We start from the raw sequence: 11510 nt of genomic DNA, 5'->3' as shown, positions 1-11510 counted from the left end.
AAAGCCAGTACATCTGAATCAACATACTGGCGATGAGCCTGGTTCAGATGGCAAGTAATCAATATTTGAAAGCGAGACCTTCACTAAGTTCACACCGAAAAGTGTAAACTTGGTGAGGTCTTTTGGTTCTCATCAAGCTTCACATCGGTAAATGATTTTTCAGGAGCTTGAGAGAGTGTTAACAGCTTTTACCGCAGGTTTATTATTAATAACAGTTTCAGAACTAGGCGATAAAACATTTTTTATTGCTGTGATTTTGGCAATGCACCACTCGCGGCGCCTGGTATTTACAGGTGTGACAGCCGCTTTAGCCGCGATGACAATCCTTTCGGTGCTATTTGGACAAGCGGTATCTTTTTTACCAAAAATTTATATTCATTACGCTGAAATAGCTTTGTTTATTGCCTTTGGTCTCAAGCTGTTATATGACGCTAGTAAGATGTCTCCTGCTGCTTGTGATACAGAAGTTATAGAAGAGGCCGAAGCTGCGGTGAAACAAGCAGATTTGCAATTACCAAAGCAAAAGACTTCCTTGGCAATTGTCATAGAAGCCTTTGTGTTGACATTTATGGCAGAGTGGGGCGATCGCACTCAAATTGCCACCATTGCCCTAGCCGCAGGTAATGATCCTACTGGAGTGACAATAGGTGCAATTTTAGGACATGCCATTTGTGCTGCGATCGCAGTTATCGGCGGCAAAATGATTGCCGGACGAATTTCTGAGCGTCAACTCACCTTAATTGGCGGATGCCTGTTTTTGCTGTTTGGTGTTATTGCTGCCATTGAGGGAGCGTGAGGGGATGACGGGACAAACAAGAGGCTATAATTCTTCTTTCTCCCCACTCCCTACTCCCTACTCCCCATTATTTAGGCGTACTTTCCGCTGAAGGCGCGGGAGATGCAGCAGCATTAGGGATGGGCGAAGCCGTTGCTGCATTCTTAATTTCATCTTTGTACTGAGCAGGTGCTAAAGCTGCGGCGCTATCAAACAAAAGTTTTGCATCTGCGTCTTTGCCCTGTTGTTTCAAGAGCATCGCTTTAGCCACAACGGGGCGAAAATCCTTAGGATCTTTCTTAATTGCTTGGTCATATACAGAGCTAGCTTGAGGGTAGCGTTTCTGGGAAGCGTGAACAGAACCTAACAGCACCTGCACGGCTACTGTATCCACACTTCCAGGCTGAATTGTATTTGCTTGGGCTGCGTTAGAGAGGGTTTCTTGCAGCAAACCAATGGCTGCTTCTGGGCGTTGCTGACTGATTAACAAAGCCACCATTCCTTGTAAAGCTTTCAAATCGCCTGGTTTCGTCTCCAAAATCGAGCGATAAGCTTGAGCTGCTCCTTCGCGATCGCCAATTTGTTGTTTGGCTTGAGCCAGTAGCACTGAATATTCTGACTGTTCGGGATTCAGCTTGGCTAACTTTTCTAAAGGTTCAATCACAACTTGAATATCAGCTGGTTTAACCTGACTTTTTTCTTTTTGACTCAGTAATTGTAGCCGCGCCTCTAATAAGCCCTTAAGCGCAGTCTGATTTTCTGGTTCTCTTTGCAAAACCAGTTCATAACCCCGTACTTCGTCTTCCAGTTTTGATTTTTGGTCAGCAGAGGTCAAGGTGCCTCTAGTGCTAGCGGTATTCTGGTTTGAGGGTGGCGTATTATTAAATGCTCCAATTATGGGAATCACCGAAACACCCACAAAAGCAAGAATTGCCACCGCCAAGACGATTTGAACTATCCAACGATTGCGCGGTTGAGACACAGTTTTGTCTTTCTCCTGAATTTTAATGACATTATCATTTACACAAATCGTAAAGTTAAAAATTTCCAAAACTTTGCGGAATACCGCCAATTGCCTGTGAATTTTATAACAATTAACTATTTACACTGTTAAAGTAAGTGATGACTTTAGGGGGAGCCGCCAGAATTATAGCTATGATATGCTTCCGAAACTAGTGTAAAGGCGCTAAATTACACATTTAGTGTTTATACACTCAATTTAGCGCCTTTAGTATTGTTATAGAGTACCCTAGTGTGACTTTGTGAAAAGCAAATATACTTTCATCAGTCGCACAAATGCTCTTTCCAGCTGCCTTTGTAAAATCCCACAATGGGATGTGTCTCCGCCGCAAGGAGTTTTTATGAATTCCGACCTGATGCCGTTGCCTGAATCTTCCAATTCTTCTGCCTCTAACCAGGGCCCAACTAACATAGGGGCATCCCCTAATGTTAATACAGTAGCAGTCCAGTCTTCTAAACCTGAAAATTCGCCTGTTAACCCCATTGAAACTGACTCAAATGGGAACTTAATCAATCGACAGCAACCGATTCCGCCTCCTAGTGAGCCGATGCAATATCGAGCGATCGGGTTAGTTAGGGGTCGCTATCATGCTAGCAGCGAACAATTTACTCAAGGTACGCTGCTGACCACAGATGGTGTAGAACTCAATGCCGTCCTCCTAGGCCGGATTATGAGCTTAGTCAAGAATCATCTAGACTTAGAAAAAGAACACTTGTGGGTAGTATATCCACGTACAAGACAAGAAAATGATACCTTGCACATCCAAATCGTCGGAGTTTGGGAGCCAGAAAATCTGGCTAAAAACTCAGCAGATGAAGACGAGCCAGACTTGGAGTTGCAATTACAGATTCCCGATGATGGCTTATCCGAGAACTCTGAACTAAGTACAATTCCCGTAATTCCCTCATCAGAAGTTGCAGATGGTGGTTTTTCTGTTCGTGGTGAGGTAGTATACCAATCTTTTGATGCTAAGAGCTTGGTAGTCAAAATTAGGCAAGCTGCACGCAAACCAACTGAGAAACCCAAGTATTTTAAATTGAAATTGAGGGGTGTGCTGACTACCAAAGCAGTAGGAAAGTTCTGGGACTTCCAAGCCAAGCGAGAAGCTGACGTTTTGATAGTAGAAAAAGCTGAGGCGATCGCTGACTTGCCCAAAAAACGTAAACCACCATTCAAAGGTGGCCCTCGTGCCGGCGGTGGCGGTGGTGCTGGTGGTAGAAAACCATTTCCCCCCAGCAGACGCAGTGGTGAAACCCCACGTCCTATCAAGAAAACAGGCGCAGGCGGTGACACCTCTGTAGTGTCAAAACCTATACCTAAAATACCCGCTCCTAAGCCCATCAAGCGACCGAAACCAACTCAAGAATAAGCAGGGGGAGCAGGGGGAGCAGGGGGAGCAGGGGGAGCAGGGTAAGTAAACTCCTCCTCATCCCCCTCATCCCCTTAAAAATCCGTCCGCCGGTCTTGAGGTAGAAAAGATCGCTCCATCGGAATTGGGGAAACTGGTTCTGTCAGGGTAAACGTACCTGCTTCGATCCACTTTTTCAACTCTAGGGCGACTTGCCTAGAAAAAAACAAACTCGCTAAGGGGGCAGAGCGTACAGCTTTGCCCTCAATGGTGATCCGCCCAGATTTGAGTTGGGCGTAACTCACCAAACCAAAGGTGGGACGGACGCGCCGGGGAATGGAAAAATCCACTATTGGAGCTACTAAGTCTTGATCTTGAACGGCACAGTGTTCAACTACTTGTTCATTTAACACAGGTAGTGGTACACCAACGCCTAACATCAATGAAGGGCCATAACTTTTGAAGTAACATCCCCGCACCCAGTGAGCATCCATTTGCTTGGCATCACCAATTAAAGCTAAAGTGGCGGAAGGCCCAATGGGTGTACGATTAGCTAAACGCTTTTGTAAAGGAAAGTGCTGAGTGCCTTCCCAAGCGACATAGCCAATACCACCCCCTAAAAAAATTCGAGTCCCTATACCAACGAGTTGTAAATCGGGATCGTTGAGTAAGGGGGAAATAGCACCGGGGTTAGAGTAAACGGCATTTCCCAAACGCGGTTGTAAAGGGCCGAGATAGGTGAAGAGGGGGCGATCGCCACCATTTACCCCAACAATAAAATTTTGATAAAGATTGCGCGGATTGAATAAATAAAACTGATTAATAGTTTCATTGGTAATTGTAGTTTCAAAAGTTGCTCTGGGATAACAATCTGTTACTTGTCCTTGCGCTTTTACGTGTATTGGTTTACCAGCGATCAAATCTTCGATTACATGACCGCCGCCACGTTCTCTGACTTCTTCCCCGTCCGTCGTCTCTACAGCAGAACTCGCACCTAAATATAAATCTACTGCACCAAAACCAGAATATGCTGGAACGCCATCTAACCAGCACCGACGAATTTTTATCGGGGGGTCAGTGTGTCCGAGATTGATAATTGCGCCACTTGATTCCATAGGCTCAAATGTACCAGTGGTAATTACATCAACTTCTTTAGCTGCTTTATTAACACCGATTTCTACAACTCGTGCTTTTAATTCTTCAGTTGTCAACACTACCGCACGTTGGCGGCTGATTTTTTCGTTAATTTCTGCAATTGTTCGCATTTTATCAGTGCTAGTGCTTCCTGCTGTCTTCCTTTTTGAAGGATATCTTGAGAAATCACAGACTCTTGCATAATTTATTCTCAAAATAGTTGTCACTAATCTCTGCGCGACAGCTTAACACCCCAGGTAGGGTTAAGATTCCGAAAAAAATTCAAATATTGCAAAGTCAGAATTCATGCTAAATTCTGTTTTAGATAAATGAGGGTATAAACAATTTTTGAAGTTGCCAATACCCTCAGATATATATAAACAAACTAAGTTTTTGCAGTAGCGTATAAGTCTAAGTTAGTACTTGAGCAACTACTGCCGAAAGCAACTCATTTGCTGCTTGCTTCAACAACTCGGCTTTATCGGTCTGTTCCCAAGGTAAGTCTAAATCAGCCCGCCCAAAATGACCGTAAGCCGCGACGTCCTGATAAAAACGTCCGCCTCTTTCACTTGGTAGGTTACGTAAGTTGAAGGCATGAATAATCCCCGCCGGACGGAGTTCAAAGTGCTGGTTGATTAATTTCAGTAAGGTTTCTTCATCCACTTTACCGGTGCCAAAGGTATCAACCAGAATGCTTGTTGGTCGCGCTACGCCAATGGCATAAGATAGCTGAATTTCAACTTTTTCTGCCAACCCAGCAGCGACAATATTTTTCGCCACATAACGAGCAGCATAAGCAGCAGAGCGGTCTACCTTCGTGGGGTCTTTGCCAGAAAAAGCGCCGCCACCATGCCGTGAATAACCACCGTAGGTGTCAACTATTATTTTCCGTCCTGTCAGACCAGAGTCTCCCTGAGGGCCACCAACGACAAATTTGCCAGTGGGGTTGACTAAAAAACGTGTTTCCTGATTCGGCTTAATGTCAATGTCGCCAAAAACAGGTTCGACCACTGCTGACCACAGGTCTTGTTTGATTTTGGCTTGTACCGCCGCCTCATCCGTGATTTCCCCAATACTGGCTGTATGTTGGGTGGAAATTAGAATAGTATCAATACCTACTGGGCGTCCATCTTCGTAGACCACAGTTACTTGGGTTTTACCGTCAGGACGCAGGTATGACAATTCACCTGTTTTGCGAACTGCTGCTAATCGGCGAGCAATACGGTGGGCGAGACTGATGGGTAAAGGCATCAGTTCTGGTGTTTCGTTACTGGCAAAACCGAACATTATACCTTGATCGCCCGCACCAATTTTGTCAAATTGTTCATCGCTATCTTGTTCGCGGGTTTCTTGGGCGGTGTTAACGCCTTGGGCAATATCGGGTGATTGTTCGTCTAAAGCCAGCAGAACGCTGGTGCTGTTAGCAGAAAACCCATTATCGGCATTGGTATAGCCAATTTCAGCAATTTTCTGACGGGCAAGATTGACGAAATTTACATTGGCTTTGGTGGTTATTTCACCAGTGATTAGCACCAAACCGGTATTAACTACTACTTCAGCAGCGACGCGGCTGCTGGGGTCTTGTGTCAGTAGGGCATCCAGAATGGTATCAGAAATCTGATCGCAGATTTTATCTGGATGACCTTCGGTGACTGACTCCGAGGTAAATAGATATCGACGAGACAAAGGAATTCCTCCTGACTTGATCTTTTTGGCTGAACTAAATGTAGTATTTAGTTCAACTACCTAATTTAACGTGAGTTAGATGAACCTGTCCCTAACTTGAACTGTAGTTTAAGTCTGCCCCTCTTTGACTCAGAGAGGCATGGTTTTGGGTAGTAAAACCTCTTAAAGGTCTTTTGATTCGGCTCGTTAGGTGAACACCATATAAGCCGTCAAACTCACATTAATTTATGAAATCATAACAATATTTATACTTCAGTCGTTAATATCTTCTTAATATCGATAAAAACCACTAGCTACCAGGTAAGTATCTGTAAAAAAGATCAATTTATGCTAATTATTTTGTGGTTAAAAGTATTTAATAACACAAAAAAAGGGGACACCCAGAAGCGCCCCCACAAATGACACAAACACTGCTGCTTTAAACTTGAACTGCTAACTTTGCTTCGGTAGTTGTCAACCGCTCATAGGCAGCACGCATTTTCAAACCTGTAAGCACTTGGAAGAAACCAGTACCATTATTGGAACCTGGATACTCGCGGTGCTGGAGTAACAAGTGAGTCAATTCACCCTGATATTTAGTGGATGTATTGCTGAGATGGGTTTCGATATAAATTACTTCTTCCAAGTTGTCAAATTGACCATCCACCTCTAGTACTGAGACATAGCGGCCATAGTAAACATCTGAACCGTAGTACAGTTGCATACCAGGATAAGAACAGGTCAGCTTGCGTCCACAAGGAGTCCAATTAATTGTTGACCCTTCATCAAATAAGTAGGTTGGCTCAAAGCCTTCCTTACCTTCGCGCTGGAGCATACGTACTCGCAAGACTCTGCGCTCCGTGTCGTTTTTGATCAAGTTCGTGGGTAATACTTGCAGAACCACATCAGCAAATTCTCTTTGTGGTTCGATAAATTTATCAAAGTCAGGTTTGCGGGAATTGATTTGCGCTAAGACATCTTCGTAGCGATGGCCACGTTCAGCCATATCTCGCTGGATTTTCCAGGCAATTTTGACTTCATCGCTAATGTCAAAATAAACACTGAAGTCGATTAGCGATCGCACCCGCTCATCATATAAAGGATGCAGCCCTTCAACAACTATAATATGATTCGGCTCTACCCGCTCTGGCGGATCAATTAAGCCAGTTTCGTGGTTATAAATCGGTTTATCAATCGCTTGACCACTTTTGAGCGCTTTAATTTGCTCATACATCAGGTCAAAATTGTTTGCTCTGGGGTCTAATGCTGTTATACCCGTTTCTTTACGCTGTTTGCGATCTAGGGAATGATAGTCATCCAAGCAAATGACTGTCATTAAATCTTCACCAAACAAATCTATCAAACGACGCAAAAACGTAGATTTCCCGCATCCAGAGTCTCCGGCTACTCCAATCAGTACCACGCGTTCCGGCTTATTTGTCATAAATCTCCTCTAAAATACTAAAATTGTCTCAATATTTTTTCACACAGCAGATTCTGAAGCCAGGAGTTTACCCCTTTGGTTTATCCTGCGTTCTTGCTACCTAGCACATCTATAAGACACCAAACAAGTAAGCAACAAAAGTAATTAAGTTGCTACTCGTCGGACTAGCCTGAATTTTGGTGCCGGTAAGTATTTAATCCTAGTGGTATATTTGATTTTAACAGAAGGGGGTATCCCATACAAGATTGCCGTCAAGAAGAATTAAGGTAGTTCATGAATCATTTTTTTGTTAATTTAGTTGTTAATTTAAAAATGGGGATCAGCACTGCCCATCAGCGTTGCGCCTTTCTCAGCCCGCTACTTGTGACTATAAACAAGACGATAAGGTATAATTTATTATTGCCGCAAATTTTTTAATGTTCCTAAATTGTAATTCCTGCTCGACAATACTTGGATATATTTAAAGCAAAAATCTATCCAACGAATGAGCGAAGAACTTGCATTAGTCAAATTCTTGGCTGTAAATTTATAAATATGCTCAGATAGAAGCGTTGACGTTATAGCCAAATACTGATAAAGGTTGACAGATTTTTCACATCAAGTGAAACTGATTAGAGTTGCTAAAATCACGGTTTTCTACATCGTTATGTTTGTAGCTTGAGTTGTCAGAGTCATGTCATTATCCATAGAGAGGTCATGAATATGGCTAACAATATTTCCAGATAGTAGATTTAAAGAAGTAAAACCAATTGGAAGAAAACCTTCTGGAATTTGCATTTCCGATTTAAACTCTTGGAGTAGGCAAGCACAACGGCAATTTTTGGAAGTCAACTGAGCAGTAGCTTCCAGTAATAATCGAATCAAGCTTCCTATAATATCTGCCCCTTTAAGTTGCTCGTTGGGTAATAAGGTAAAAAACTATCTCCCTCATGAGGGTGGTAGTTAACGAAAAAAAGATTAAATTGACTCATTATTAACATTCTCCACAAGACTTATCCTTTACCTTAGAAGGTGAACAGGTGTGTTTTTTGCTATGCCTGCATGTCTTCGGTGAGTGTACTTAGCAAGGCATTAATTTAATGATGCCGTTTTTCCTTCAAGGCCAGTTTTGTGAAACGAAAATCCGGTAAACTAAAGCTGGCAAGGTAGGGGAATAGTTTTTTTTTGAAAAACGGTTAAGTAAATTATCGGAGTGGTAGAACGAATGTACAATCAAGGTGCTGTTGAGGGTGCTGCCAACACAGAATTAGGTAGCCGCATCTTCCTTTATGAAGTAGTGGGTTTGCGTCAGAGCGAAGAAACTGATCAAACTAACTACCCAATTCGGAAAAGTGGCAGTGTGTTCATCAGAGTGCCTTACAACCGGATGAATCAAGAAATGCGACGTATCACTCGTCTAGGCGGCACAATTGTTAGCATCCAGCCTGTAACTGCGCTACAGCCAGTTAATGGTAAAGCCTCACTTGGAAATGCTACAAGCGTTGTCAGCGAGTTAGCGACATCTGGGGAAACTGCTGACAGTGAAGGGAATGGTAAAGCCACACCTGTGAATGCTCATAGTGCTGAAGAGAACAAGGACAAGAAAGGCAACACCATGACTCAAGCGAAAGCCAAAAAAGACCACGGTGACGTTCCTGTTAACACTTACCGTCCCAATGCTCCGTTTATTGGCAAGGTAATATCTAATGAACCGCTAGTCAAAGAAGACGGTATTGGTATTGTTCAACACCTTAAATTTGACCTGTCTGGCAGTGATTTAAAGTATATTGAAGGTCAAAGTATTGGGATTATTCCGCCAGGATTAGACAAGAACGGCAAGCCGGAAAAACTTAGACTGTATTCCATTGCCTCAACTCGTCATGGCGATGATGTAAATGATAAGACAGTATCGCTGTGCGTCCGCCAGTTAGAGTACAAGCACCCAGAAACTAGTGAAACAGTACATGGCGTTTGCTCTACGCACCTGTGTTTCCTCAAGCCAGGGGAAGAGGTAAAAATTACCGGGCCTGTGGGTAAGGAAATGTTGTTACCCAATGACCCTGAAGCTAATGTCATTATGATGGCAACCGGAACAGGTATTGCGCCGATGCGGGCTTATCTGTGGCGTCAGTTTAAAGATGCGGAAAGAGCAGCTAACCCAGAATACCAATTTAAAGGATTCTCTTGGTTAATATTTGGCGTACCAACAACTCCAAACCTCTTATATAAGGAAGAGCTGGAAGAAATTCAACAAAAATATCCTGATAACTTCCGTCTCACTGCTGCTATCAGCCGCGAACAGAAAAATCCCCAAGGCGGTAGAATGTATATTCAAGACCGCGTAGCAGAACATGCTGATGAGTTGTGGCAGTTGATTAAAAATGAAAAAACCCACACCTACATCTGCGGTTTGCGCGGTATGGAAGAAGGTATTGATGCAGCCTTAACTGCTGCTGCTGCTAAGGAAGGCGTAACCTGGAGTGATTACCAGAAGCAAATCAAAAAAGCCGGTCGCTGGCACGTAGAAACATACTAAATTAGTCATTAGTCATTGGTCATTAGTCATTAGCAAAGGACAAAGGACAAATGACAAAGGAAGCAGGATAATCAGTAGGTAGGGCAAACGCTCTACCTACAATTGTTGTTCGTGAAATTGGGTGCAAAATGGGTGTGAAACTAGGAATACTGGGATTAGGCACCGTGGGAACGGGAACAGTGCAGTTGTTGCAAGATAGCGCTGGGCGTCACCCATTGTTGCAAGAGATAGAAATCTATCGGGTGGGAGTGCGATCGCTAGATAAGCCCCGTGCAGTAGAATTGTCTACGGAAGTCTTAACTACAGATTTAGAATCCATTGTCAACGATCCGGCGGTAGATATAGTTGTCGAGGTGATGGGTGGATTAGAGCCAGCGCGATCGCTAATCCTCAAAGCCTTAAGTAATGGTAAGCATGTAGTCACCGCCAATAAAGCAGCGATCGCCCGCTTTGGGGCGGAAATTTTCACAACTGCCAATCAAGCTGGCGTATACGTAATGTTAGAAGCTGCTGTGGGTGGTGGGATTCCGGTGATTCAACCCCTAAAGCAGTCTTTAAGTGTTAACCGTATTCATACTATAACTGGCATCGTAAACGGTACAACTAACTACATCCTGACACGGATGCAAACAGAAGGCAGCAACTTCAATGATGTCTTAGGTGATGCCCAGCGATTAGGTTATGCTGAAGCTGACCCAACAGCCGATGTCGATGGCTTAGACGCGGCAGATAAAATTGCCATCCTGGCATCATTAGGCTTTGGTGGACGCATCAACCTACAAGATGTTTATACTGAGGGGATTCGGCAAGTCAGCAAAACAGATATTGCCTATGCCGAAAAATTGGGATTTGTGATTAAATTGTTAGCGATCGCTAAACGTGATACTCCCTCATCTCCTCTTTCTGTGAGAGTTCATCCCACATTAGTGCCTCAAGCCCATCCTTTGGCTAGCATCAACGGTGTTTACAACGCCATTCTTGTGGAAGGAGAACCAATTGGGCAAGTAATGTTTTTTGGCCCCGGTGCTGGTGCTGGTGCAACCGCCAGTGCTGTCACATCAGATATCTTGAATTTAGTTGCTGTCCTCAAAACCAATACAGCAGTTGCAAATCCCTTATTAACTTGTGGACATCAGGAATATTGCCAAATTGCGCCAATGGCAGAATTGATAACTCGGTTTTACGCCCGTTTTCTCACCAATGACCAACCGGGAGTTATCGGTAAATTGGGGACTTGCTTTGGTAACTATGGCGTTAGCTTAGAGTCAATTGTCCAAACTGGCTTTCAAGGGGAACTAGCAGAGATTGTGGTTGTTACCCATGATGTCCGGGAGGGTAATTTTCGGCAAGCTTTGGCAGAAATTCAGAATTTGTCAGCAATTGAAAGCATTCCCAGCTTACTGCGTGTACTTTGAGATTAATGGAAAGTGCGATCGCTTGGTGTTGAACCAGAGGTTTAATATTTTGGAATGGCGTTAAAAGTGCGATCGCGCCAATTTTCGATTTAGCTGGGGAAGCTAAACAAGTAATAGACTAGGTACGTAGAGGCGCGAATTTTTGCGCCTTTATAATTTGTGGAGAGAGTAGGATTGAAGTACGCCAGTCAAA

9 protein-coding genes are annotated in these 11510 nt (G+C 43.6%); 4 read left to right on the top strand and 5 right to left on the bottom strand.

What is annotated here, in order from left to right; translation table 11 throughout:
- The first annotated feature begins 175 nt into the window (after positions 1 to 175).
- The gene (locus tag VE944_RS17295) at positions 176 to 796 is read left to right on the top strand and encodes a TMEM165/GDT1 family protein (protein WP_324979280.1); all 621 of its coding nucleotides are present in this window, start codon (positions 176 to 178) and stop codon (positions 794 to 796) included.
- A gap of 67 nt (positions 797 to 863) precedes the next feature.
- On the opposite strand, the gene VE944_RS17290 is transcribed toward VE944_RS17295, so the two are convergent.
- Positions 864 to 1757 carry a tetratricopeptide repeat protein gene (locus VE944_RS17290; RefSeq protein WP_324979276.1) on the bottom strand — a complete coding sequence of 298 codons (894 nt, stop codon included), beginning with the start codon at positions 1755 to 1757 and terminating at the stop codon, positions 864 to 866.
- A 379-nt stretch (positions 1758 to 2136) separates the two neighbouring features.
- On the opposite strand from VE944_RS17290, the gene VE944_RS17285 reads away from it, so the two are divergent.
- Positions 2137 to 3165 carry a hypothetical protein gene (locus VE944_RS17285; RefSeq protein WP_324979273.1) on the top strand — a complete coding sequence of 343 codons (1029 nt, stop codon included), beginning with the start codon at positions 2137 to 2139 and terminating at the stop codon, positions 3163 to 3165.
- 74 nt (positions 3166 to 3239) lie between these two features.
- Here VE944_RS17285 and VE944_RS17280 read toward each other — a convergent pair whose 3' ends face one another.
- From VE944_RS17280 to VE944_RS17265, 4 genes are all read right to left on the bottom strand, one after another.
- The gene (locus VE944_RS17280; RefSeq protein WP_324979270.1) at positions 3240 to 4409 is read right to left on the bottom strand and encodes a homocysteine biosynthesis protein; all 1170 of its coding nucleotides are present in this window, start codon (positions 4407 to 4409) and stop codon (positions 3240 to 3242) included.
- A gap of 280 nt (positions 4410 to 4689) precedes the next feature.
- The gene (gene metK, locus VE944_RS17275) at positions 4690 to 5964 is read right to left on the bottom strand and encodes a methionine adenosyltransferase (protein ID WP_324979267.1); all 1275 of its coding nucleotides are present in this window, start codon (positions 5962 to 5964) and stop codon (positions 4690 to 4692) included.
- Between the two features lie 418 nt (positions 5965 to 6382).
- Positions 6383 to 7387, bottom strand: a complete 1005-nt coding sequence (locus VE944_RS17270; protein WP_324979265.1) for a phosphoribulokinase — start codon at positions 7385 to 7387, stop codon at positions 6383 to 6385.
- A 636-nt stretch (positions 7388 to 8023) separates the two neighbouring features.
- Positions 8024 to 8251: a hypothetical protein gene (locus tag VE944_RS17265; protein WP_324979262.1), complete on the bottom strand. Its 228-nt coding sequence runs from the start codon at positions 8249 to 8251 to the stop codon at positions 8024 to 8026.
- A gap of 340 nt (positions 8252 to 8591) precedes the next feature.
- Between VE944_RS17265 and petH the strand changes: the two genes are divergently transcribed.
- Positions 8592 to 9902 (top strand): ferredoxin--NADP reductase, encoded by a 1311-nt coding sequence (gene petH, locus VE944_RS17260; RefSeq protein WP_324979260.1) that lies wholly within the window; start codon positions 8592 to 8594, stop codon positions 9900 to 9902.
- Positions 9903 to 10030: 128 nt separating this feature from the next.
- On the top strand, positions 10031 to 11317 hold the full coding sequence (locus tag VE944_RS17255) for a homoserine dehydrogenase (protein ID WP_324979257.1): 1287 nt from the start codon (positions 10031 to 10033) through the stop codon (positions 11315 to 11317).
- Positions 11318 to 11510: the final 193 nt, after the last annotated feature.

This window comes from Nostoc sp., from assembly GCF_035638895.1.
Taxonomy (GTDB): Bacteria; Cyanobacteriota; Cyanobacteriia; order Cyanobacteriales; family Nostocaceae; genus Nostoc.
Note: the sequence above shows the minus strand (reverse complement) of the source record. Positions and strands in the feature narration are given on the sequence as shown.

Excerpts from the sequence above, each read along its gene's own strand:
- petH (WP_324979260.1), top strand. The coding sequence starts at position 8,592 with ATGTACAATCAAGGTGCTGTTGAGGGTGCTGCCAACACAGAATTAGGT.
- VE944_RS17280 (WP_324979270.1), bottom strand. The coding sequence starts at position 4,409 with ATGCGAACAATTGCAGAAATTAACGAAAAAATCAGCCGCCAACGTGCG.
- VE944_RS17270 (WP_324979265.1), bottom strand. The coding sequence starts at position 7,387 with ATGACAAATAAGCCGGAACGCGTGGTACTGATTGGAGTAGCCGGAGAC.
- VE944_RS17285 (WP_324979273.1), top strand. The coding sequence starts at position 2,137 with ATGAATTCCGACCTGATGCCGTTGCCTGAATCTTCCAATTCTTCTGCC.
- VE944_RS17255 (WP_324979257.1), top strand. The coding sequence starts at position 10,031 with ATGGGTGTGAAACTAGGAATACTGGGATTAGGCACCGTGGGAACGGGA.